At 53.2% G+C, this 24337-nt stretch carries 24 protein-coding genes and 1 pseudogene; 24 read left to right on the top strand and 1 reads right to left on the bottom strand.

The annotated features are described in order from the left end of the window. Nucleotides 1-3 precede the first annotated feature (3 nt). The 14 genes and pseudogenes from AC0THY_RS04500 (at nt 4) to AC0THY_RS04435 (ending at nt 15936) form a co-directional block, all read left to right on the top strand. Nucleotides 4-999, top strand: coding sequence for a DUF6674 family protein (locus AC0THY_RS04500; protein ID WP_489993264.1), 996 nt, complete (start codon nt 4-6; stop codon nt 997-999). Then, complete coding sequence (locus tag AC0THY_RS04495; RefSeq protein ID WP_489993263.1) at nt 996-3236, top strand: C40 family peptidase; 2241 nt, start codon at nt 996-998, stop codon at nt 3234-3236. The genes AC0THY_RS04500 and AC0THY_RS04495 overlap by 4 nt, the downstream gene beginning before the upstream one ends. A 17-nt stretch (nt 3237-3253) precedes the next feature. Beyond that, the gene (locus AC0THY_RS04490) at nt 3254-3511 is read left to right on the top strand and encodes a DUF4315 family protein (protein ID WP_489993262.1); all 258 of its coding nucleotides are present in this window, start codon (nt 3254-3256) and stop codon (nt 3509-3511) included. Further along, nucleotides 3489-5423, top strand: coding sequence for a DUF4366 domain-containing protein (locus tag AC0THY_RS04485; protein WP_489993261.1), 1935 nt, complete (start codon nt 3489-3491; stop codon nt 5421-5423). The genes AC0THY_RS04490 and AC0THY_RS04485 overlap by 23 nt, the downstream gene beginning before the upstream one ends. Further along, on the top strand, nt 5420-5617 hold the full coding sequence (locus tag AC0THY_RS04480) for a hypothetical protein (protein ID WP_489993260.1): 198 nt from the start codon (nt 5420-5422) through the stop codon (nt 5615-5617). Before AC0THY_RS04485 ends, AC0THY_RS04480 begins: the two co-directional genes overlap by 4 nt. Then, the gene (locus tag AC0THY_RS04475; RefSeq protein WP_489993259.1) at nt 5614-7725 is read left to right on the top strand and encodes a type IA DNA topoisomerase; all 2112 of its coding nucleotides are present in this window, start codon (nt 5614-5616) and stop codon (nt 7723-7725) included. Before AC0THY_RS04480 ends, AC0THY_RS04475 begins: the two co-directional genes overlap by 4 nt. After that, a complete protein-coding gene (locus AC0THY_RS04470; protein WP_489993258.1) occupies nt 7715-8248 on the top strand; it encodes a hypothetical protein in 534 nt (177 codons plus the stop codon). Before AC0THY_RS04475 ends, AC0THY_RS04470 begins: the two co-directional genes overlap by 11 nt. Before the next feature lie 14 nt (nt 8249-8262). Then, nucleotides 8263-8547, top strand: coding sequence for an immunoglobulin (locus AC0THY_RS04465; protein ID WP_489993257.1), 285 nt, complete (start codon nt 8263-8265; stop codon nt 8545-8547). 304 nt (nt 8548-8851) lie between these two features. Continuing rightward, nucleotides 8852-12424: pseudogene (locus tag AC0THY_RS04460) on the top strand (YodL domain-containing protein); the annotation flags it as partial. A gap of 53 nt (nt 12425-12477) precedes the next feature. After that, on the top strand, nt 12478-13377 hold the full coding sequence (locus AC0THY_RS04455; protein WP_489993256.1) for a hypothetical protein: 900 nt from the start codon (nt 12478-12480) through the stop codon (nt 13375-13377). After that, a complete protein-coding gene (locus AC0THY_RS04450) occupies nt 13374-13628 on the top strand; it encodes a transposon-transfer assisting family protein (protein WP_489993255.1) in 255 nt (84 codons plus the stop codon). The genes AC0THY_RS04455 and AC0THY_RS04450 overlap by 4 nt, the downstream gene beginning before the upstream one ends. Continuing rightward, nucleotides 13618-13956, top strand: a complete 339-nt coding sequence (locus AC0THY_RS04445; RefSeq protein ID WP_489993254.1) for a plasmid mobilization protein — start codon at nt 13618-13620, stop codon at nt 13954-13956. The genes AC0THY_RS04450 and AC0THY_RS04445 overlap by 11 nt, the downstream gene beginning before the upstream one ends. A gap of 78 nt (nt 13957-14034) precedes the next feature. Beyond that, nucleotides 14035-14430 (top strand): hypothetical protein, encoded by a 396-nt coding sequence (locus AC0THY_RS04440; RefSeq protein WP_489993253.1) that lies wholly within the window; start codon nt 14035-14037, stop codon nt 14428-14430. A gap of 84 nt (nt 14431-14514) precedes the next feature. Next, nucleotides 14515-15936 (top strand): relaxase/mobilization nuclease domain-containing protein, encoded by a 1422-nt coding sequence (locus tag AC0THY_RS04435; protein ID WP_489993252.1) that lies wholly within the window; start codon nt 14515-14517, stop codon nt 15934-15936. Between the two features lie 259 nt (nt 15937-16195). Here AC0THY_RS04435 and AC0THY_RS04430 read toward each other — a convergent pair whose 3' ends face one another. Next, nucleotides 16196-16552: a helix-turn-helix domain-containing protein gene (locus AC0THY_RS04430; RefSeq protein ID WP_489993251.1), complete on the bottom strand. Its 357-nt coding sequence runs from the start codon at nt 16550-16552 to the stop codon at nt 16196-16198. Nucleotides 16553-16750: 198 nt separating this feature from the next. Between AC0THY_RS04430 and AC0THY_RS04425 the strand changes: the two genes are divergently transcribed. The 10 genes from AC0THY_RS04425 (at nt 16751) to AC0THY_RS04380 (ending at nt 24335) form a co-directional block, all read left to right on the top strand. After that, nucleotides 16751-17224 carry a MarR family winged helix-turn-helix transcriptional regulator gene (locus tag AC0THY_RS04425; protein WP_489993250.1) on the top strand — a complete coding sequence of 158 codons (474 nt, stop codon included), beginning with the start codon at nt 16751-16753 and terminating at the stop codon, nt 17222-17224. Beyond that, nucleotides 17221-18159, top strand: a complete 939-nt coding sequence (locus tag AC0THY_RS04420) for a DUF1848 domain-containing protein (RefSeq protein ID WP_489993249.1) — start codon at nt 17221-17223, stop codon at nt 18157-18159. The genes AC0THY_RS04425 and AC0THY_RS04420 overlap by 4 nt, the downstream gene beginning before the upstream one ends. A 21-nt stretch (nt 18160-18180) precedes the next feature. Further along, entirely contained in the window at nt 18181-18792 is a 612-nt protein-coding gene (locus tag AC0THY_RS04415; protein ID WP_489993248.1) for a nitroreductase family protein, read from the top strand. Continuing rightward, nucleotides 18786-19694, top strand: a complete 909-nt coding sequence (locus AC0THY_RS04410) for a radical SAM mobile pair protein B (RefSeq protein ID WP_489993247.1) — start codon at nt 18786-18788, stop codon at nt 19692-19694. The genes AC0THY_RS04415 and AC0THY_RS04410 overlap by 7 nt, the downstream gene beginning before the upstream one ends. Then, complete coding sequence (mutM, locus tag AC0THY_RS04405) at nt 19687-20523, top strand: bifunctional DNA-formamidopyrimidine glycosylase/DNA-(apurinic or apyrimidinic site) lyase (RefSeq protein WP_489993246.1); 837 nt, start codon at nt 19687-19689, stop codon at nt 20521-20523. Before AC0THY_RS04410 ends, mutM begins: the two co-directional genes overlap by 8 nt. A gap of 16 nt (nt 20524-20539) precedes the next feature. Beyond that, a complete protein-coding gene (locus AC0THY_RS04400) occupies nt 20540-22012 on the top strand; it encodes an amino acid adenylation domain-containing protein (RefSeq protein WP_489993245.1) in 1473 nt (490 codons plus the stop codon). A 2-nt stretch (nt 22013-22014) separates the two neighbouring features. Next, entirely contained in the window at nt 22015-22491 is a 477-nt protein-coding gene (locus AC0THY_RS04395) for a GNAT family N-acetyltransferase (protein ID WP_489993244.1), read from the top strand. Nucleotides 22492-22523: 32 nt separating this feature from the next. Further along, nucleotides 22524-22709 (top strand): cysteine-rich KTR domain-containing protein, encoded by a 186-nt coding sequence (locus AC0THY_RS04390; RefSeq protein ID WP_489993243.1) that lies wholly within the window; start codon nt 22524-22526, stop codon nt 22707-22709. Between the two features lie 456 nt (nt 22710-23165). Then, nucleotides 23166-23585: an RNA polymerase sigma factor gene (locus tag AC0THY_RS04385; protein ID WP_489993242.1), complete on the top strand. Its 420-nt coding sequence runs from the start codon at nt 23166-23168 to the stop codon at nt 23583-23585. A gap of 519 nt (nt 23586-24104) precedes the next feature. After that, a complete protein-coding gene (locus tag AC0THY_RS04380) occupies nt 24105-24335 on the top strand; it encodes a DNA-binding protein (RefSeq protein WP_489993241.1) in 231 nt (76 codons plus the stop codon). The last annotated feature ends 2 nt before the right edge of the window (nt 24336-24337 follow it).

Genomic DNA, 24337 nt, shown 5'->3' with positions numbered 1-24337 from the left:
TAGATGGAGCGTTACAAGTATTATTCCACCCAGCGGCCCGTTGATATGGGGACATTTCCCACCCCGCCGGATAATAAGCCGCTGGAAATCAACAACTATGACAAGCGCGAACCCGTGGAGGGCGGGAAGCTGCAAGCGTGGGGCGATCTGACCTATGCAAAGCCGCTGACAAAAAAGCAGATGGCCGACTATGAGCTGAAACCCGCGCCGGACAATCCCGATCTCCAACGGGCCGCCGCGCCGTTAAAGGACAATGACGACGTGAAAAAGCTGCTTGCCCTGCTCTCCAAGGTGGAGGGCGACCGGGCCAAGGAGTTTTCCCAGCTGATAAAGTACGTTGACACGATGGAAAAGCGGTTTGACCTTGTATCTGCGGAGCTTATGCAGGTGCGGGGGCAGCTGGCCGATATGCAACAAGGCCCCGTGAAAAAGGCCCTTTCCGCTGCGGTGACAGGCATTGAAAGCGGCGTCCGGGACGCAAGAAAAGAATTAGGGGCAATCAAGGAACGGATTGCTGCGGCTGCGGCCCGTGCCGTGGAAAGTGTGAAGCACACCGGATTGTCTGCACTCAACAAGACCCTTTCTTTTATCGGCATAAAGGATATGCTGAACGACCTGCGGGGCGGGCTGAATTACTTTATTGATGATACCAAGGACGCAATTTCCAAGGTGGAGGCCATCGGGGAAGAACTGCGGAGCGCGGGCGGCCACTTGAAACAGGCGGGCCGGGCCACCATCGGCAAGGAACGGCAGGAGGTGGACGCCTCCAAGGAGGGCCGTTTTCAGGCCGGGCTTCTGGCCCCTCTGCGGGCCGTCCGGGACACGATGGCAGGGATTGAAAAGACAGCCGGGGCCGCCGTGGGACAGCTGGAAAAGCTGGAACAGGCCGCCGAGAAAAAACCGTCCGTGCGGGAAAACCTGCAAGCCCTGAAAAAAGTGGAAAAGCCGGATAAGGCCGGGCCTGCCAAGGTGAAAGCGGAGCCGGAGGCCGCGCTATGAGAGATCGGCCACAACCAGACCGGAGGAACAGCACGGGCCGCCCCGCACAAGGCCCCGCCCCGCCGGAGCATAGGAAAAAGACCGGCTATTACCAGAAAATGAGCAGGAACACGGAGGACGCCCCGGCTACCCAGCCGGAGGCGTTTTCTTCTTCCAGCTGGTTAGAGTATTCCGGCCCGGAACGGGCGGGCAAATCCCCCGGCCATGAACAAAGTCATGCAACGGGGCGGGAATCTCCCCCGGACGAACGGCGGGCCATGTTCACAGACGGCCCGGAGGAACCGGGACGGCTGCGCTTCACCCCCAGCGACGCGCTGGAACCGGAGGCCGGAGAACCGCCCCAAGCCGGGAAGCAGCGCGGGAGAAAACAGGCCCGGCGCTATGCCGATACTGTCAAGACCCCGGAGGATAGCACACAATCCCCGCGCTTCGACGCCGACAGGCAACAAACGGAGGGCGGCAAAACGTCCCGGCTGCGCTTCACTAAGGAGGAACGGCGGCAGGCCGGGGAAAAACCTACTGACAACGCGACCGGCCCGGAACCGTCCGGCGCTGCTGGCGATTCTGCCACCGAAAAGGCCGGAAGCGATACCGGCGACCCCCGGCAGGCCCGCAAGACCGAAAAGGCCAAGCGGCGGCTTGACAAGGCCACCCGCAAGGCTGGGGAGGCCCGCGACAATCTGCCCACCCAGCGCCGCGTCCAGCTGAAAAAGGAACTGGACGGGGACACCGGGCGGCCCCGCCGCCGTCTGCGCTTTGAAACGGAGGTAAAACCGGAGGGCAGGCGGAACCCGCTGGCCCGTGGCGCTCTCGCCGCTGGCCGGACTGTGGACTTGAAAGCACACCAGAAAATCCGGGAGGTGGAACACGAAAACGTGGGCGTGGAGGCGGCCCACAAGGTAGAGTTTACCGCCGAAAATCTGGCCCATGATACCGTCCGTTTTGCCTACCGTCACCACAAGGCCGCGCCCTATAACAAGCTGCGGAAATGGGAAAAGAAAGCGGCCAAAGCCAACGTGAATTACCTGTATCAAAAGACCTTGCAGGAGAACCCGGAGCTAAAGAAAAGCCTGTTTTCCCGTATGCAGCAAAAGCGCCGTATCAAAAAACAGTACCAAAAGGCGGCGCGGGAGGCCAAACGGGGCGCTGCTGCGGCCAAGGAAACGGCGGGGCTTGTGGGCAATGCGGCCCGCGCCGTGGCATCCTTTGAGGGCGGCCATAAAAAACTGGTGGCAATCGCGGCGCTGATCGCGTTTATCGTCTTTTTCTTCGCCTCCTGCACGTCCTCCTGTTCTTCCATGCTGGCGGGCGGCTTTGCTTCCATTTTGGGCACGTCCTACGGTTCAGAGGACACGGACATTCACGGAGCCGAAGAAGATTATACCCAGCTGGAGCGCGAGCTTCAGCAGCGGATAGACAATATCGAAAGCGAATACCCCGGCTATGACGAATACAGGTACGAGCTGGACGAAATCGGCCATAACCCCTATGAACTGACTTCCTACCTGACGGCCAAGCTGCAAGAGTACACCCGCGAAAGCGCACGGGCCGAGCTGCAAGCCCTCTTTGACGAGCAATACACCCTGACGCTTACGGAAAGCGTGGAGATACGCACCTACACCGATGAGGACGGCGACGAACACGAATATGAATGGCACATTCTCACCGTCACCCTGACAAACAAGACGCTGCCCGCCGTGGCCGACGCCCTGCTGACGGACGACCAGAAAACCATTTACACGGCTACCCTGATAACCAAGGGCAACAAGCCGTATCTGTGGGACGGCATTTATACCGGAGGCGGCGAGGCTGACCCCGGTATTGACTACGAAATACCGGGCGAGGCGCTTTCCGACCCGGATTTTGCTGCGCTGGCTGCGGAGGCAGAAAAATACTTAGGTTATCCCTACGTTTGGGGCGGTTCCTCTCCCAGCACGTCCTTTGACTGTTCGGGCTTTGTCTGCTGGGTATACACCCATTCCGGCGTTTACGACCTGCCCCGGACAACGGCTACCGGCATTTATAACCAGTGCGCCATTATCCCGGCAAGCGAGGCAAGGCCGGGGGACTGTATTTTCTTCACAAAGACATATGACAGCGCGGGGCCGGTATCGCACATCGGGATTTACGTCGGAAACGGCATGATGATTCACGCGGGCGACCCGATCAAGTACGCGAATATCAATACCCCGTACTGGCAGGAACATTTCTATGCGTTTGGGCGGCTGCCCTATTAAGCAAAAGGAGGCAAAACGTGAACAAAAAAATTGAAAAGGTCTGCGCTGAAATCGACAAGACCAAGACGAAAATCAGCGAGTACAACGCAAGGTTGCGGGAGCTGGAAAAGCAGAAAACCGAGCTGGAAAATACGGAGATCGTGGAGCTTGTGCGGGGCGTGGAGGCGTCCCCAGCCGAGCTTGCGGCGTTCATCAAGGCGTTTCGGGAAAAATCCGGGACGCCTGTTTCTTTGGGAAAGGAGGAACCCAAGCATGAAGAAACTGACGAAATTTAAGCGGGCCGTGGCGCTTGTACTTTGCGCCGCGCTCCTGTGCGTCCCCCTGCTGGGGCTGGCGGCCCCGGCTGCGGAGGCCGGGACACTTGACAGCTCCACCGTTTCAGGCAATGAGGCCCCCACCGTGGGGGAAAGCGCCGCCCCAGAAACGCCGGAGGCAACCGAGCCGGGAACGGAGGAACCAACGCCGGAGCCGCCCGCCTGCTTCTGCGACGTGAAGTGTACGGCCACCACCTTAAACGCCGATTGTCCGGCTTGTGTGGCCGACGTTACGGGCTGCAAGGGCAAAGAACCGGAGAAATGCAGCTGTGAAACCAAGTGCGCCGGAGACGCGGCAAATGAGGCTTGCCCGGTTTGCGTGGCTGACATTTCCAAGTGTGTAGGCAAGGAACCGAAACCGCCCGTCTGCTCCTGTACCGTCAAGTGTGCGCTGGGCGCGGTAAACGCCGATTGCCCCGTATGCAAAACTGACCTGACCGGCTGCACCGGCAAGGCCCCGGAGCCGACCCCTGCCCCCGCGCCGTCCTATACCATCACCATCATTTCCCCGTCCGGCTGGTACACCAAGGCCGCCGACGTGGAAATCCGCATTGAGGACATAAACGGCACGGGCTGGAAAAAGGTGGAGGCCAAGATTGAGCGCGGCGGCAGCTGGATTGACCTGACCGACGATCTGACCGAACGGAACCGGGCCAAGGTGGAAATCACCGAGAATTGCACCGTATATGTCACCGTCACCGACAAGGACGGCAAGGCCCATACCAAAAGCCGGTATATAGAGTGCTTCGACCGGACGGCCCCCACCATCAAGGCCGGAATCGACGGGAAGCTGCTGCGCGTGGAGGCAAGCGACGAGCTTTCCGGCGTGGACGCAATTTACATTGACGGCGACCGTTACGACGATCTGACAAACGGGACGCTGGACGTGCGGCTGCGGGATTTGGACGACGACTACAAGCAAATATCCGTTCAGGCCGTGGATAACGCGGGCAACAAGTCTAAAACCGTGCAGCTGAACAATCCCAATTACAAAGACCCGGACAGCAAAAAAGACAGCACGGACAAAGACGATAAGAAAGACACTTCCACAAGCTGCCCGGACACGACCAAACCGGCCACCACCCCGGCCCCGACGCCTACGACGCCACCGGCCACAACAGCGCCGACAACCACAACGCCAACGGCAACGGCCAAACCGACCGGAAACACCGGCAAGACAGAGGGCGGGGCTTCTTCTTCCCAGCCGGTAAATGAAGAACGCGCCCCGGCTCCCCTGACCCCTGACGGGCAGGCGACCGTCATTGACAATGCCACCGACGAGGACGGCAAGGAGTTTTACACCATCGTCACCCCCGCCGAGAACACTTTTTACCTTGTGATCGACAAGCAGCGGGACAGCGACAACGTGTATTTCCTGAACGCCGTCACGGAAAGCGACCTGCTGGCGCTGGCTGAAAAGGACAAGGACACGAGCAGCGCCCCGGAGCCTGTCACCCCGGCCCCGGAGAAATGCAGCTGTAAAACCAAGTGCGAGGCTGGCGCGGTCAATACGAAATGCCCAGTCTGCAAGCTGGATTTGTCCGGCTGTGAGGGTGCGGAGCCGGAGGCCCCGGCCCCCGATACGGAAACCAGCCAAAAGGAAGCGCCCAAGAAAAACAACACCGGCGCAATGGTGATCGTCGTTCTTGTCATTCTGGCCGTGGGGGGCGCTGGCTATTATTTCAAGGTGGTTAAACCCAAAAAGGAATTAGACGACGCGGACGATTTCGAGGATATTCAGTTTGAGGACGGCCCCGCCGATGGGGAGGCCGACGAGCTGCCGGAGCCGGAGGACTACGCCGACGACCCCGACGAATACGGGGACGACGAGCCGACCGGCGACGACACGGAGGATAAGGAGGGCGGCCAATGACCTATTTTACAAATTCGCCCTTTGAACGAATGATGACCCAGCGGCCCCGGAGCAATCCGGGGCCGTCTGCGGATAAAAGGCCGCCCGGCCCCTACCCGGAATGTCGGCGCTGTCCCTATGGGGCCGCCAAGCCCTGTGTCGGCGTCTGTGTCAAGCAGCTTTTGGAGGAACGAAAAGGAGGGAAAACGGAATGAAGTTAGTGATTGCGGAAAAGCCCAGCGTTGCCCAAGCAATCGCGCATGTGCTGGGAGCGACAACCCGGAAAGACGGGTACACCGAGGGCGGCGGCTGGCTGGTTAGCTGGTGTGTGGGCCACCTTGTCGGGCTGGCCCCCGCCGACGCCTACAACGAGAAATACGCAAAGTGGGCCTATGACGATCTGCCTATCGTGCCGGAGTGCTGGCAGTACGCCGCCGACCGGGACAAAGAAAAACAGCTGACCGTCCTGCGGGCGCTCATGGGCCGGGAGGACGTTACCGCCGTGGTGTGCGCCACCGACGCCGGACGGGAGGGGCAGCTTATTTTCCAGCTGGTATATAATTACTGCCAATGTCAAAAGCCTACCCTGCGGCTGTGGATTTCCAGCATGGAGGAAACGGCGATTAAAGGCGGCTTCGCTTCCCTGAAAGACGGGGTCGCATATGAAAGCCTGTATCAATCGGCCCTGTGCCGGTCACAAGCCGACTGGCTGATCGGCATTAACGCCACCCGGCTTTTCTCTGTTCTGTACGGCGCGACCCTGAATGTGGGCCGCGTCCAATCCCCGACGCTGGCCCTGCTGGTGAACCGGGAAAATGAGATTGCCGGATTCAAGAAACAGAAGTTTTACACGGTGCAGCTGATAGCTGGGGAGCTGACCGCCGAGGGCGAACGGCTGGCAGATAAGAAAGCCGCCGAGGAAATCCGGGCGGCCTGCGGAGGCAGGACGGCCACCGTCGAGGCCGTGGAGAACAAGGAACGGGCCGAACTGCCGCCCAAGCTGTACGACCTTACCACTTTGCAGCGGGACGCGAACCGGCTATATGGCTTCACGGCGCAACAGACCCTTGATTACACCCAAAGTCTGTATGAAAAAAAGCTGGTGACATACCCCCGCACGGATTCCCGGTATCTGACCGAGGACATGGCGGCGGGGCTGCCGTCGCTGGTGGAGGCCGTGGCCGTGGCGCTGCCGTTCATGGCGGGATTGGAAACGACAGTGAACGCCGGGCGTGTGGTGGACGGTTCCAAAGTGTCCGACCATCACGCCATTATCCCCACCCATTCCATGCCGGGGGCCGACCTTGCGGCGCTGCCCGCCGGGGAAAAGGCCGTGCTGTTCCTGATTGCCGCCCGGCTGCTGTGCGCTGTGGGGGAAAAATACGTCACCGCCGAAACCGTGGCGGCCCTCTCCTGCGGCGGCCACACGTTCACCGCCAAGGGCCGGACAGTGACGGCCTACGGCTGGAAAAGCATTGACAACGCTTTCCGGGCCACCCTGAACGAAAAGCCGGAGGATAACAAGGAACCGGCCCCGCTGCCGGAGCTTGCCAAGGGGCAGGCGTTTCCCCGCGTCAATGCCTCTGTGCGGGAGGGTACGACGGCCCCGCCAAAACACTTCACCGAGGACACGCTATTGTCGGCTATGGAGTGCGCCGGGGCCGAGAATATGCCGGAGGACGCCGAGCGAAAAGGGCTGGGAACCCCGGCCACCCGCGCCGGTATCATTGAAAAGCTGGTGCATACCGGCTTTGTGGAGCGAAAAGGAAAAAATCTGCTGCCTACCCAAAAGGGCGCGGCGCTGATCGGCGTCCTGCCTGAACTGATTAAATCCCCGGCCCTGACCGCTGAATGGGAACACAAGCTAAAACAGGTGGAACGCGGGGAGCTTCCTGCCGCCGACTTCATGGCCGGGATTGCGGGCCTGACTTCTAAGCTGGTGCAGGACTACGGCAAGCTGCCGGACGGGGCCGACCTCTCTTTGTTCCAGCCGGTAAGAAAGGCCGTGGGAACCTGTCCCCGCTGTGGCGGGCGCGTGGTGGAGAACAAAAAGGGCTTTGTCTGCGAAAGCCGGGATTGCGGCTTTGCCCTCTGGAAAGAAAACCGCTTTTTCACCGCCAAGAAAAAAGAGCTGACGGCCAAGATTGCCGCCGCTCTGCTGAAAGAGGGCCGGGCCGAGCTGCGGGGCTGCCATTCCGAAAAGACCGGCAAAACCTATGACGCCATTGTGATTCTGGACGACACGGGCGGGAAGTTTGTCAATTTCAAGATGGACTTTCCCTCTGCCAACGTAACCAAGGGAGGAAAAACGCATGGAAAATAACGACGCCAAAACAATCCGTTTTATTGACAGCAAATATAATACCCTGTTTTGGATTCCTGACGGGGAAAAAATCACCCTGACCCGTCCTGACGGCGAAAAGCGGACGCTGCCCTGTGCGTATATCGACGAGGTGCATACCAGAATTGGCAGCAGCGTATTTCATATCTGCGAGTTTGCGGAGCGAATGGAGCAGATCGGCACAAGCTACGCCCCGGAAAAGCCGCCCGCGCTGCCTGCCCGCTGCTTTAGCGTCCAGCCCGAAACCGGGGAGCTGATTTTGATTGAGAAAGGCAAGAAAGGGTATCAGGTGTGCGGCTGGGGAAGTGAATACCCCTCTGAAAACCGGAGGGAGGCCGACCGTATGAACAGAAACGAGGGCGTCACCAAACAGCTTGAGGGCGCTATGCTGGGCGGCGCTATGTACGGTTGGAGAACCCGCGCCGCCAATCCGGTAAACTACGATTTTCAGGGCAATGCCACAAAAGACATGCGGCCGCCCAAACACCGGGATATGGAACGCTGAAAGGAGGGCCGCCTATGGAGCTTTCACGTCTGGAACAGGAAACCATAATCCTGTTTAACGAGGCCGAGCCGACCGCTGAAATCTATACCCACAACAAAAAACTGCGGGAGAAATTGGAACGCCTTTCCCAAAAACACCCGGATAAAATCGTGTTAAAGAGCGACCAGCCGGGCGGGGCCGTCACCTACACCGTGCCGAAAAAATCTATCGTTGTTCAGGAGCCATACAGCGACGAACGACGGGAGGCCGCAAGGAAGCGGGCCATTGAGGGGCGTTATACGCCCCCGAAACAGGGATAGGATTCCCAATCGTGACAATGGGGAGCGCCCCGGTGGTATCAACTACCGTCCGGGGCGCTTTTCTTATGCCCAGCGGAAATCAGCCCCCCGGAAACAGGGGGTACAGCGGACAATTAGGGCCTTGAAACCCCTTGTAAAATGGGCCTTTGCGGGCGCGGAACCGTGGGGGCCTGTATCTTATATCCTGAACCGCCGAAAATGAACCTCTATCATTCCGCAAGACCACCCTGCACGGGAACCGGCCCACCCGTGCAGGGCTTTTTTATGGGCCGGAGAAAGGAGCTGTTTCATGGCATATACAAACCAGACGCCGGGCGACCGGCTAAAGGAAATCACCGACCAGCTGGAAAAAGGGCTGCAAGACCTGTTTTCCAGTGAGAAGTACGCCGCGTATTTGAAAGTCATGTCAAAGTTTTACGGTTATTCGGCAAGCAACACTCTTTTGATTTATATGCAGCGGCCGGACGCCTCCCGCGTGGCGGGCTATAATGATTGGAAAGACAATTTTCACCGGCACGTCAAGCGTGGCGAACATGGCATTAAGATTCTGGCCCCCTGTCCTTACAAGCAGAAAGTCGAACGGGAACAGGTCGGGCCGGACGGAAAACCCGTCACCGTCACCGAGGAAGTGCAGCGGGCGGCCTTTAAGCCCGTGACCGTGTTCGATGTGGCCCAAACCGAGGGCGAACCCCTCCCGTCGCTGGGCGTGAACGAGCTGACCGGTAACGTGGAGCATTACCCGGAGTTTTTCGAGGCGCTAAAGCAGGTGGCCCCGTTCCCTGTGGGCTTTGAGGCAATCACCAGCGGCGCAAAGGGCTACTGTAATTACGAGGAACGGCGAATAGCCATAAATGAGGGCATGGCCGAGGTGCAGAACGTCAAGACGGCAATCCATGAGATCACTCACGCCACCCTGCACAACTACTATGCCGAAAAAGAAAAGGAAGTACCCCCGGAGCAGCGCAAAGACCAGCGTACCCGTGAGGTGGAGGCCGAAAGCGTGGCCTTTACCGTCTGCCAGCATTATGGGATTGATACGTCTGATTACTCATTCGGCTATATCGCCGGTTGGAGCAGCGACAAGCAGGCCAAGGAGCTAAAGGCGTCGCTGGGAACCATTCGCAACACGGCGGCGGGCCTGATTGCCTCCATTGATGAAAAGTTTCAGGAGATTGTCAAGGCCAAGGAGCAGGAACAGGCCGCCCCCGCAATGGAGGCCCCGGAGCAGGACGCGCCGGGACTGACCGAACCGGACACGTTTACCATCTATCAGCTCAAACATGGCGACGATCTGCGCTACCACCGCTTTGAACCGCTGGAACGGCTGCAAGCGGCGGGCCTTTCCGTCGAGGCAGGCAATTACGACCAGATTTACACCGCCCCGCTGGAAAAGAACGATACATTGGAGGGGCTTTATACCCGGTTCAATATCAACCGCCCGGAGGACTTCACCGGCCATTCCCTTTCTGTGTCTGATATTGTGGTGCTTCATCAGGGCGGCAAAGACCGGGCTTTCTATGTTGACAGCTTCGGCTTTTCCGAGGTTCCGCAATTTTTGGAACAGCAGCGGACCGCCGAAAAGGAAAACCCGCTGGCCGCCGCTGAAATGAGCAGCGAACAAAACTATAACATGATTGACGGTATTATCAACAATCAGCCCTTTATGCCGGACGCCACCATGAACGAACGGGCCAACGCCTTAATCGACCTTGTGGAACAGGACGGGCAGCGGTTCGGTAACGGGGAACGCCGGTTGATTGTGGAGTACGCCGAACAGGTGCAGGACAATGAAAAGCTCTTTGCCCTTGTGAACGAGCTGGCCGAGCAGGGCTTTGAACAGAAAAACCATTATGTCAATCCCGCTGTCGTGGAACGTGTGGACGCCGAGATTGCCGCCGCCAAGGTGCAGCGCATGATCGGCGGGCCGCTTGACCCTACAAAACAGCCGATTGTCACAATCATTTGGAGCGAAAACGACAAACTGCGGGACGGGCAGCAAATGACGCTTGCCGAGGCTGATACCCTCTTTCAGCAGCTGGACGCCGAACATGGGCCGGGCTATGACAAGACCAAGTTTCGCATTGACTTCACCTTTCAGGGGGAGCTTGACAGCTACGAGGGGCGGCAGGATTTCGGGGACGGCGACGGCGGCCTGATCGACCATATCAAGAGCTATCACGAGTATTACGCCAAAGATGAAAGCTGGAAAAACCATGTGCTGCACCACGACGGCCCGGAGGCTTTGGAGCAGGACACGGCCCATCGGGAAATGATATTGACCGAGTTTGTGCCCTATCTGCGGCTACATTGTAATCTGTCGGAAATGGAACAGGCTGCAACTGACGTACTGGCCGCTGTTGCCAAGATGGAGGAACCCGACGGCATAGAACGCACAAACACCGCTTATTATACAGCCCTGCAATCTTATGTGAACGAGTGCCGGGAACAGTTAAACAGTGGCGCTTATGAGCTGCCGGAGGCCCCAAAGAAAGAGAATTTTATTGACCCGGAGCTGCGGGCCTATCAGGAACAAATACGGGAGGAAGTACGGCAAGAGGCCGCCGCTGCCGGAATGATCGTGGAGGAATACGCCGCCAATGACTACGAGCCGCGTTCTTCTTCCCAGCCGGTACAGGAGCAGGTCGAGGCCCCTGCTGCGGACGCCGTGGAAGCGCCCGCGCAAACGGAGGAAATACCAGAGGGCGGCTATGAGCAGCTTTCTTTCTCCCAGCTGGTGCAGGAACAGGCCAAAGCCCCTGTTGCCGATGCTGTGGAAATGTCTGCCCCAGCGGAGGAACCCCCGGAAGTTCCCGCCGCTGGGGACGGCAAAACAACCGCCCCGACCTATTATGCAATCAACGAAACGTCGGCCCGCCGCGCAAAGGAAGCAATCAGCTTTTCCGATTACAGGCCCGGCAGCGCAACGTCGGAATACCGGCAGATGGTGGACGAGGCCGCGCAAATAGCCGAACGGCAGAAAAAGCGTGTTGACCCCATGTACCATGACAAGATCGACCGGCTGCTTGACACCTATTGCCGGAAGCTGGCCGCCAACATGAACCACCATAACGAGATTATGGCCCGCGTCCCCTCTGTGATGATCGCCGGGCCGTCTAACTTCCCCGTGCGGAAAAAGGAAAAGCAAAACGCCGCAATGGATAGCAATATGCAGGAATGGCGGGACATTCAGGGCTTGCTTGATAAAATCAGAAGTACCGGAATGGGAGGAATCAGCGCCGACGACCCGGACGCCGTTTCCAAACTGCAAGCCAAACTTGCCAATCTGCAAGAATCCCAAGAAACCATGAAAGCCGTCAACGCCTACTACCGCAAGCATAAGACACTGGACGGCTGCCCCAGCTTGTCCCCGCAAACCATTGAAAAGCTCAAATCGGACATGGCCCAAGGCTGGCATTTGGAAGATAAACCCTTTGCGTCGTGGGCGCTTTCCAACAACAGCGCGGAGATTCGCCGGGTAAAAGCCCGGATTGAGAGCTTAACGCGCAAGGAACAGACCCCTTTTGTGGGCTGGGAATTTGACGGCGGCAAGGTGGAGATCAACCGGGAGGAAAACCGGCTGCAAGTCTTTTTCGATGGAAAGCCTGACGCGGACACCCGCGCTGAACTGAAAGGCGGCGGCTTCCGCTGGTCGCCCAGCGCGAAAGCATGGCAAAGACAGCTGACCGATAATGCGTTTTGGGCCGCTGATTCCATCAAGGCCATAGCGCCCCTGACCGGCGAAAAGCCTACCGAACTGCAACGCAAGGCCCGGAGGGAAAAGCCCTCTATCCGGGAACAGCTGGAAGCGGCCAAGAACGCCCCCGAACAATCCCACAAGAAAAAGGCCCCCTCCAAGGACGGGCCGGAAAGGAGCTGACGCCTATGGAGAAGTTTTCAAATGTTGATGTGATCGCCGCACTGGACGCCATTATGAGACAGAACACGGGATTTAATCAAGACCAATTTCAGCATGACCAGCAGATTATCACGGGGGCCGCTACAAGCCCGGCCCGCGACGGCAAGACCCTGCTGTGGGTATCGGCCCCGGCTGGGACGGGCTGCGAAATAGAAAAAGACCTGCTTATCCGGGAGAATGTGGAGTACGGAAGATTCGGCGGCTTTGCCGGGGGCGTCCGGCTGGATAGCGACAAGGCCCTGTGTTACGCCGTGAAGATCACCAGCGCGGAGGACGGCAAGGTAACGGGCGACCTGTACCGGCTGGACTATCTGGAACAGCTGGCCCACCTCTCCCGCGTTGCCCTGCCCGCCGCCGTTGTCACCATCACAGACAGGGACGGGACGGCCCGCCACTTTCCCTACAAAGAGTACAAGGAAAATGAGCTGCGGATTTTGCGCCGCTTCGGGCCGTGCCGCTCCTTTTCCTATGAACCCAAAAGTAAGGTGACGCTGGCCCGCCGCCTGCGTCTGGAACAGGAGGGCCGGGAACGGGAGGCCCGTCCCTCCGATTTGAAAGCCCATATCCGGCAACTGGCCGCCGATAAGGTGACAGACGAGGCCCAGCGACTTATTTCAGAGTTTGGGCGGCTTTGGAACCCCAATGGCGGGGACGGGTGTTTCATGGTAAAGGTGTCCCCGATTTTCCTAAACCTTGCCTCCAAAGACGAGGTGAAGCAGCTGGCCGCCGCCCTGCCCTACAAGTCGCTGACAATTACCCGGAGGGACGACGGAGCACCCGGCCTGTTCGCCTTTATTTCCAAAGACGAGAACCGGGACGAACCGGCCCGGCGTTCTATCTTTGAACAGCTGAAACAGCGCCCGGAACCGGAAGCCAAACCTACCAAGAAAAAAGAAAAGGAGATTGAACTATGATGAACTTTACCGTGGAAGAAACGAACCTGATTGACATTTACAAGGCCGACACACGGGCCGGGCAGCTGGCCCAGCTGCGGGCCGTTCGTCCTCTTTATGAGAATGACCCGGAACTGCTGGCCGTGGTAGACAGCGCCGCCCGGAAACTGGCGGCTATGACGGACGCCGATTTTCTGGAAACCGCCTTTGTCCCGGTTTATCCGGTTCTGTACGACGAGGGGGAAACGGAGGGCTTTGCTTATGGCAAATAGAGAAAGAAATATCCAGCTGCATTTCATGGTGACGCCGAGGGAACGGCAGCTGATCGCGGAGAAAATGGCGCTGCTGGGAACGCGCAACATCGGCGCGTATCTGCGGAAACAGGCCATTGACGGCTATATCGTCAAACTGGATTTAGAAAGCGTCCGGGAGCTTGTGTCGCTGCTGCGGGGAGCGACCAACAACTTGAACCAGATTGCCCGCCGTGCCAATGAAACGCGGAGTATTTACGCCGCCGATGTGGAGGACATGCAGGAACGGTACGCCGAACTGTGGGAAGCGGCCAACAAGATACTGTTAGAACTGGCACAAATCAGCTAAACACATTTGACAGGCTGGACGTTTTTTCCGCCCTATGATAAAATTTGAATAACAAATTGATTAGGGAGGGGCGGTCTTATGGAAGTGTTATTTACCGGAGGCTTGTTATTTGCTATCAGCCTGTTAATTGGCTTTATTTTTACCATCATTGGAACCTTTTTTGGACATATCATTCTGTTTGACAGTATTTTCTTCGCTGTCATATCGGGGCTTGTTGCGAACAAATTATTGCACATTCACCCGGCATTTTCCCTGCTGATCGGGATAGCAGTTTTACTTTTCCTGTTTTGGGTACAAAACACCCGTTTCGGTTTTTGGATTGTTGGCGGGCTGCTCTCTCTGCTGTGGGCATTTTTCTTTAGCGTGATAGCATATAGCGCAACTCACAAAGATATGATCTGGACTTATGTAGTTTTAGGTTTGTGCTTTATTATTATGATGTTGCTGCACCTAAAGGCACGGAATAACGAATAGTAGGAAACATCAATAATCAAATAAAAAAGGCGCAACGGTTTTTAACAGCCGTTGCGCCTCTTTCTGTGAAAGGAGGACTGACACATGGCCGCCACCCGCTTGATTTCCATGCACACCGGCAAGGGCAAGACCCCCGCTGTTTCCCTGACGGAACGCATTGACTATATTCTGAATCCGGCCAAGACAGACGGCGGCCAATGGGTAAGCTCCTACAAGTGCGACCCGGCCACCGCCGCCGCTGAAATGCTACTGGCCCGGCAGATTTACCGGAACAATGGAGTGCGGCAGCCGGGCCGGGACAAGGAAGTGCTGGCATACCATATCCGGCAGGCGTTCAAGCCCGGCGAGATCACGCCGGAGGAAGCCAACCGGATAGGCTACGAGCTGGCCCAGCGCATGACAAAGGGCCGGTATCAATTTGTCGTTGCGACCCATGTTGATAAAAACCATATCCATAATCATGTAATTTTTTCCGCTGTGTCGGAGGACGCCGGGCGGCGGTTCCGGGACTTCTTAGGTTCCGCAAAAGCCGTCCGTAAAATCAGTGACCGGCTGTGTCTGGAAAATGGCCTATCCGTCATTGAGAATCCCAAGCGCGGCAAGAAAGATTATGGCAAATGGTTAGGGGACAAAAAGCCGCTTTCAGCGCAAGAAAAAATCCGGGCCGCTATCGACGACGCCCTTGCCCAGCACCCCGCCGGCTTCACCGCGTTTGTGCGTCTTATGGAAGCGGCAGGCTTTCCGTCCAAGCGCCGGGGAAATACTCTTTCTTTCCTTGCGCCGGGGCAGGAAAAATTTACACGGCTGCGGGAAAAATCGTTAGGGGCCGACTACACCGAGGACGCCATAAAGGAGCGTATCGCGGGCGAGCGTGTTGTTTCTTCCAGCCGGTCGAAAGCTCCAAGACAGACACCGGCCCGCAAGGTGAACCTGCTCATTGATATTCAAAGCAAGTTACAGGCCGGAAAGGGCCGGGGCTATGAACAATGGGCCAAGGTTTTTAATCTAAAGCAGATGGCCCAAACACTTTCTTTTTTGGAGGAAAACGGGCTGCTGGAATATGCCCAGCTGGAAGCGCGGGCCAAGGATAGCACGGCCCGGTTTAATGAGCTGTCCGGCACGATTAAGCGGGCCGAGGGGCGCATGTCCGAGATTGCCGAGCTGCAAAAGCAGATCGTGAATTACTCCAAGACGCGGGAGGTTTATGCGGCCTACCGCAAGGCCGGGTACACCAAGAAGTTTCTGGCCGCCCATGAATCGGAAATCCTGCTGCACAAGGCGGCTAAGGCCGCGTTTGACAAGCTGGGCCTGCAAAAGCTCCCCACCATAAAAACGCTGCAAGCCGAGTATGCCGAACTGCTGGCCGAAAAGAAAAAAGCCTATGCGGAGTATGCCGCCGCCAAGAAAGAAATGCAGGAGGTTTTAACCGCCAAGGCAAACGTCGATAGGCTGCTTTCCCCGGAACCGGAGAAGCCGGAAAAGGAAAAAGAACAGGCCCAGCGATAGCGCCGGGCCGTCCGTGTTTTCAGCGCCCGCAAGGGCGCGTAGCCGCTCCACCTGTGGAGCGTTCGCAAGGCAGCGATAGCGGCCCTTGCCGGGGGATTGGGGGCTGCCCCCAACAAGCGGTTTGAACAGTTTTCGCATAGCGGAAAATGGGCAAACGCACAACGGTGTGTACCGTTGTGCCCTGCTTGCCGCTATTGTTTTAGCGGAAAATCCCCCGTTCCCAGTTGGTGCGTTCCCATGAGAAAACGGAGGCCGCGTTTTACGCTTCCTCCGTTTCTTCGACTTCTTTAATCTCTTTTGCCGTGGCGGTTACAATTCGCAAGCCCTTGTCGCTGATTTCATCAAGCAGACGTTCAAGCTGCCTGCGCTGCGTTGATTTGTCCGTTTCATCATTTGGGAAAAAGAACTGGTCTACCGACACATCTAAAAAGGTAACAAGCTCATAAAAGATTTGTAGGCTTGGGTGCTGCCCGCTGTTCTCAATGGACGCGATATAGCGAGGCGCAATGTTTAGTCTGTCTGCCAACTGATTGCGCGATATGCCCTTTGCCTTCCTTGCTTCTTTTATGGCTTGCCCGAAAGCTTTAAAATTATACTTCACTTTGTCCTGCTTCATATTTTTCACCCTATTACATTTTACCGTTCACCTCACTCACTGAATATGATTACATACATCATATGATTGATAATAATAGAGCATATTATTCTTGCCACCAAATTTTTCTTTGTCCGCTCTTGAAATTATTCGAGAAAAGTGCTAAAATTAAATAGTAAAGAAATTGACTGTAAAGAAATAGACCATAGGCGGTGAGTTATGAATAAAGAAGATAAAAAAAATGCGTATCTGTACTGCAAGTTCAGAGATGAACAGTTTGCCCTATATGACGAATACGCAAAGCGTCATGGTATGCTGATGAAAACCTTGCTTGTGGTGAATGTCCTTTTTTATGACAGGTTTTATTCCAAAGGCGGAATAACACAGACGGAAATATGTCAAAGAACATTTCAGTCTAAGCAGACCGTAAATCTAATTATTAAAAACCTTTTGGCAGAAAGTTATATTACCGTTACCGAAGTGCCAGAAAATAAACGAAATAAGATAGTTCAAATGACAGAGGCGGGGCGGGCATGGTGCGAAAAGGTCGTCCGTCATATCACATGGGCCGAGGATACGGCAATGTCTATGTTTACACCGGAAGAACAAAAACAGCTTATTGATTTATCGAGAACATTTACAAAAAATCTTACCAAGCTCGTGAATCAGGAAACGGAGGAAGTAGAAGAATGATACTCAATACAGGTGGCCGGACAGATACCGTCCAATATTATACCGAATGGCTCTTAAACCGTTTTTCAGAGGGATATGTTCTTTCGCGCAATCCGCTTTTCCCAAACAAAGTAACGCGCTATAAATTGACCCCCGAAAATGTTGATTGCGTTGTTTTTTGCTCGAAAAACTATAAACCGATTTTACCGCGCTTACATGAGATTACAGACCATTTCAACACCTACTTTCATTATACCATTACCGCTTACGAAAAAGATATTGAACCGGGTGTACCTGCAATCGAGGAAAGTATGGAAACGCTAATCGAGTTATCAAAACAGGTCGGCAGACAGCGGATTGCTTGGCGATATGACCCCGTTCTGCTTACAAAAAAATATACGATACAGCGGCATTTAGAAACCTTTGAACGCATGGCGAAAGTGCTTTTTTCCTATGTTGACCGCTGTATTTTCAGCTTTGTCGAAATGTATAAGAAGCTGGAAAGTAATATGCCTGAACTTATCCCGCTTTCCGAAGAAGATAAGGACGCGCTGGCACAAGGGTTGGGGGCAATCGCAAAGCAGTATGGCATTTCCATTCAAACTTGCGGAACAAACGGCGATTTTACGAAATATGGTATTCACGCTTCCGGCTGTATGACGCTTGATGTTTTGGGGGCGGCAAATGGGATTGTATTTAAGAACTTGAAGCACAAAGGTATGCGACAGGGCTGTCATTGTATCGAAAGCCGGGACATAGGAGCTTATGATACCTGTCTGAATGGCTGCAAGTATTGTTATGCGAATACGAAGCCGCAAAAAGCGCGGGAGAATTACAGGCTCCATGACCCCGCTTCACCGTTGCTGTTAGGTCTGGTAAAGCCGGAGGACACAATCATACAGGGGGCGCAGAAAAGTTTTTTAGCAAAAGAACAACCGACCCTCTACCACAGTTGAACGATAAGGAGGAATATCAAAATGGATTTTAATGAAGTTATCAATAAACGAAGAACAAGCCGGGAATGGACGGATAAGGAAGTTGATTTTGAAGCGATAAAAAGGATTATTGAAGCTGGCATGAAAGCGCCATCTTGGGATCACTACCGAAACTGGCAATTCATTGTTCTTCATACAAAGGAAGAAAAAGAAATTGCTTTTAGCTACGCTAAATTCATAGCGGAAAAATTTGATACGAAAAAGTACGAAAACAGGAAACTCAATTTAGCACAAAAGATGTATGCGTATGCTATGCCGAGGCAATATACCATGTTGCTTGATTGTCCGTATGTGATCGTCCCACTGTTCAAATGCAGCAGGCTTAACGCCGAATGGGTGAGCAAGCTAAATCCACTTACTACTGCATGGTGCGTTGCTGAAAATATTATGCTTGCCGTTATCAACGAGGGGCTTGGTTACTCCTTACGCATTCCGCTAAACAAGGAACACAACATTGTGCTTGAAAAACTTGGTGTGCCGAGTGGTTGGATGACCCCATGCTTTATTGGGATTGGGTATCCGAAAGAGGACGAATTGATTTTAGAGCAGTACCCCACCTACCCGGACGGTCATATCCACATGGGGGAATGGTGAATATGAATATTCCGATCATACAAGAAATCGAAGTAAAGAATATTCTTTCAAAATCCAACTTGCCTGTGTGTGAATATTCTGTCAATCCTTATGTGGGCTGTACGCATGGCTGCCAATATTGCTATGCGTCCTTTATGAAGCGGTTTACAGGCCATGCGGAACCGTGGGGAACCTTTTTAGATGTAAAACATTGGCCGGAAATCAAGAACCCGAAGAAATACGCAGGAAAAGAATTGTTTATCGGCTCTGTTACCGACCCCTATCTTCCGCAGGAAAAAATATACGGGCGGACACGAGCCTTGCTTATGCAGTTAAAGGGAAGCGGCGCAAAGATCAGTATTGCAACAAAAAGTGATTTGATATTGCGTGATTTGGATTTGATAAAAACTTTCCCGGAAACCCGCGTTTCGTGGTCTATCAACACATTAGACGAAGATTTTAAGTCTGATATGGATAGCGCGGTGTCTATTGATCGGCGGCTTGCCGCTATGGAAGCGTTTTATCGCGCGGGTATTCGTACCACCTGTTTTGTATCACCGATCTTCCCCGGCATTACGGATATAAAAGCGATTATCCAGCGTGTGAAAAAACAATGTAATTTAATTTGGCTTGAAAATCTCAACCTACGCGGCAGCTACAAAACGGTTATTTTGGACTACATACAAAATAAATACCCGCATTTACTCCCACTCTATCGAGAGATTTACCGTGATGGAAACCGCAGCTATTGGGAACTGCTCGACACAGAATTAAAAGCATACGCAACCGAAATTGGCCTTGACTATGTAACAAATGATGACAGCATGAGCCGCCCTTTTGACGCGCCGCCCGTTATCGTCAACTATTTCTATCACAGTGAGATTAAGAAATCGGCAAGAAAAAGAGGTGAAAACAATGCCTGAACTGCCCGAAATAGAAACAATCAAGAGCATTATTGAGCCGCAGATACAGGAACTTACCATTGAGAATGTAACGGTCAACCGCCCGGAAGTAATCGCATATCCTACCGCAAATGTGTTTTCTGATTTGCTTACAGGACAAACAATCTCCCATATGGTACGCCGAGGAAAGTTTTTAATTTTTATACTTCATAGCGGCGATCATATCGTTTTACATTTACGAATGACAGGCTGCTTGCTGCTAACCCCGGCAGACTTCCCGGAAGAAAAACATACTCATATTGTTTTTCAGTTAAGCAATAAAAGGGAACTGCGATTTTCCGACACACGCCGATTTGGACGTTTTTGGCTGCTACAAAATGGTGAAACCGATACATACAGTGGAATTGACAGATTAGGAGTAGAGCCGTTTTCTTCCGATTTTACCGCTGAATATCTGAACGCCCATTTTGGAAAACGCAAAAAAACGGTGAAAGAATGTCTGTTAGATCAAGGTGTTGTTGCAGGTATTGGCAATATCTATTCGGACGAGATTTTATTTGCGGCGGGGATATATCCGGCGCGTCCGGCAAACAGTTTGAAGCGTGCTGAATGGGAACGGCTCGCCGCCGCTATCCCGGAATGCCTGTGTCATTTTATTGAAGTTAATAAAATGACACAGGAGGAATATTTGAAAACCAAAGGGCAGGACTACCGCAATACACCATTTTTACAAGTTTACGGTCAGGAGGGCAAGCCCTGTCCAAAATGTGAGGCAACGCTTTTCCGTATTGTAGTTGGCGGCAGGAGCAGCGTGTATTGTCCGGCCTGTCAAAAAGATTTAGAAGAATAGAAAAACGGAGGATTTTATGAATACAATTTATTCACTTTTTCAGAATGTGGTTACAGAAAACAAAAGTAACCCGGCAATTATTGAAAATGGCCGGACTATGACTTTCGGGGAACTTTCTGATCTGGTGGATTTAATCGCAGGGAGCTTTCCGGCGAAGATCACCAGTGTTGGAATTGTTATGAGCCACCGTGCGGAAATGATTGCCGCGATATTAGCGGTATTAAAATGCGGTGCAAGGTATGTTCCGGCAGAGCCGAGTTTTCCTACGGGAAGAATACGCTATATGATGGAGGAAGCAAAGGTAGATTTTATTTTGACCGAAACATCTTTTACCGATAAACTAAGTGATTTTGAGGTACGGCTTACGGATTGTGAAATCTGCGGAGTGGAAAACCCTGCTTTTGAAAGATCGGACGCAGGGAACCCTGAACTTCCCGCCTATGTGCTTTATACCTCTGGCACAACAGGACGGCCCAAGGGCATTTGTGTAACAAATCGTAACGTCTGCCATTATGTCAAAGCATTTGCAAATGAATTTAAGCCAACGACAAAAGATATTATGCTGCAATATTCTGTATGCTCCTTTGACATTTTTGTAGAAGAAGTTTTTGCAAGCCTTCTGAATGGTGCTGCCCTTGCTATTCCGTCCCCGGAAGATAAAGAAGATGTGAAGTCTTTAATGAAATTCGTGGAACGGTATCAAGTGACAATGATTAGCGGTTTCCCCTATCTTTTAGCTGAATTGAACCACTTGCCCCACATTCCTGCTTGCCTACGTCTTTTGATAAGCGGCGGTGATATACTTCGTGGAGCTTATGTTGACCGCCTATTGAAACAGGCAGAAGTATATAATACATACGGGCCATCTGAAACTACGGTTTGCGCTTCCTATTATCGTTGCAATGGCGGTACAGTTCTAAAAGACGGCACATATCCCATTGGCAAGCCTGTTACGGGGGCAAAAATCTTTATCATAGGCGCAGACGGCACAGAACTGGCAGACGGTGAAACAGGTGAAATCTGTATTTACGGGGACGGTGTTTCAAACGGATATATTGGAGATCACGCAGAAGAAAACAAAGCGTTTGAACATACATCAAACAGAAATATCGTCTATCACAGCGGCGATTTAGGCTATTTTCTCCCAAACGGCGATCTTGCTTTTCTTCGTCGCAAGGACACGCAGGTTATGATCTACGGAAAACGTGTTGAGGTAATGGAAGTGGAAGCAAGGCTCTATCAGTGTAACGGTGTAGAGCAGGCTGTTGTAAGGGCATTTACGGACGAGGACGGGCTTTCTTATATGACCGCTTATATCGTTCCATCTGCACAGGATATGAGGGTGTCCCAAGTACGGAAAGAACTTTCGGAAAACCTTGCCGCTTTTATGATACCGGAATACATTGTAAAAATGCCACAAATCCCACTTAACAGCAACGGTAAACCAGACACGGCAAGGCTGCCGGTTGTTATGAAAGCAGATGCGTAATTATGGCTATTGAGATACGAAAAGCAGAACTTAATGATATTGACCTGCTTATGAAATGGCGTATGAAAGTGTTGCATGAGGTGTTTTCCATTCCAGACGGTCAAACTACGGAAGAATTGGAACAGGCAAACAGATTATATTATCAATCCGCATTACCGGCTGGCGGGCATATTGCTTGCTTTGCCTATAAAGAAAATGAGGTTGTCGGATGTGGTGGTATCTGCTTATATCAAGAAATGCCCTCCCCAGACAATATTTCCGGGCAATGTGCATATTTAATGAATATCTATACCTGCCCACAATTTCGAGGGAATGGAATTGGGGAATTGATTGTGAAATGGCTTGTCGGGCAGGCGGTTCAGAGAAACATAACAAAGATTTATTTAGAAACTTCCAAACCCGGCAGAAAATTATACACAAAAACAGGTTTCCTTGATATGCCAGATATGATGATGTTACAGCATATCGAAAGGTTATAGCACATGAGGAATTAAACAAAGGAGTTGGTGTGATGAACTATGAATGGGTATTATGCCCTATATGTGGAAGTAAAACGCGCTTACAAATCCGGGAAGATACGATACTTGAAAACTTCCCGTTACATTGCCCGAAGTGTAAGCACGAAACGCTAATCAATATACAACAACTGAATTTATCCGTTATCAAAGAGCCAGACGCAAAGACGCAGAGCCGATAACACGCAGATTAGAAAATGCGGTTATCGGTTCTTTTTTTCTAACACACAAAACCGTCCTTTAATGACGTTCTTGTATAATAAGCACTAAAGGCGGTTTTGAAATATTCATTTCAATCCGCCGTTTTCTTTTTGAAAAATAAGAATACGGAGGGTGTGTTAGGGTCGCCCTTTTCTAAGGACACGGCGGTATTTTAGGGGGTATCGCCGTGTTGTTTTTATATCGACAAAATCCGACAATTAGCAACTTGCTAAAAAAAGCCCTCTCCCCGCCACGGGATTTTCCGGTTTCATAGGTGAATACACATATCATCATTTTATATTTGTAGCTTCATGTACGCCCGACTGCGTTTTGCAGCCGGGCTTTTTTGCGCCCATTATGCTGCGCTGTCGCTCCCCGCCGCCCCCGTTTCGATTGTCGCAAATTAACCCCAAACAATCGAAATGGAGGAAAATACTATGATTATCAATTTGCGGGATTTTTACCCTTACTATACCTGTGACGCCCTTGTGGAAGTATCGGACGAAATCGGCGCGGTACTTCTGGAAAGCAAGCGTGAGGAAAAAAACTATTGGAACCGGCTGGGCTATCACAAGGCGTATTACTCCCTTGACCGTGGCGACGGTATAGAATACGACACCGTGGAAAAGCCCATGACCCCGGAGGAAGCATTGATACATAAGGCGGTCGTGGCCGAGCTGTACGCCGCCTTTGCTTCTTTGCCGGACAAGCAGGCCAAGCGTCTGTATGCCTTTTTCTTTTTAGGCATGAGCAAAACTGAAATTGCCAAGGCCGAGGGCGTCAATGAAAGCTCTGTCCGCAAGGCTATTGATCGCGGCCTCCAAGACTTAGCAAATTATTTGAAAAAATCGCTGTAAGCGGTGCCGATTCAGGCCCAAAAATCAAGTGGTTAATAAGAGGGGCAGTAATTCCCCCGCCCCTCCAATGGTACATTGAAAATTGAATAGGATAACCCGGATACATACCTGCGCGGGCAGGGTACAGGGAGCCGGGCGGCGGGTACGCCATAATCTTTTTCCAGCCGGTAAGGAGGCGATATTTTAGAGGCTATGGAGAAAAGGGAGCGCACACTACCAACGCCGCAAGCAGGACGGGGCCGTCCTGTGGCAATGATCTGTATGTAATGATACTTCCGTCTGGCTAACGTCAAGTAAAGGGACGGCGCACCCATCAGCATGGGCCGTGGTGAAACTCCAATGAGGACAGGCAGGCCGCTTGTCCGTCCGGGCAATCCATTAAGATACTTAGCACAATCGAAACGAGTTAATACGGGATAACCGCGCCAATTCAGACGAGCCGCACCCTTTCGGATATGCGGACACGTTCACACCGGCGCGGTTTTTCCCGTTCATTTTATGGAAAGGAGGCGCGGCGCTATGGCTGCAAAAAAGCAATCCACACCGCCTGTTGAACTGTTCCCACTGTTGAAAACCGTGGAACAAATGAGCAAGATTAGCGGAATTGGGGAACACAAATTGCGGGAGCTAATGGACGCCGGAGAAATCGAATTTGTCCAGAATGGCAACCGCCGCCTGCTTTGTGAAAATGCAATCTGGGACTGGTATAACCGGAATAAGGTTCCCGTCCGCGTTGCAAGGGAGGCGTAGCC

This window comes from Ruminococcus sp. 8Y-12, assembly GCF_058119865.1.
The sequence above is the reverse complement of the archived record's forward strand: the minus strand, read 5'-3'. Positions and strand labels throughout refer to the sequence as shown.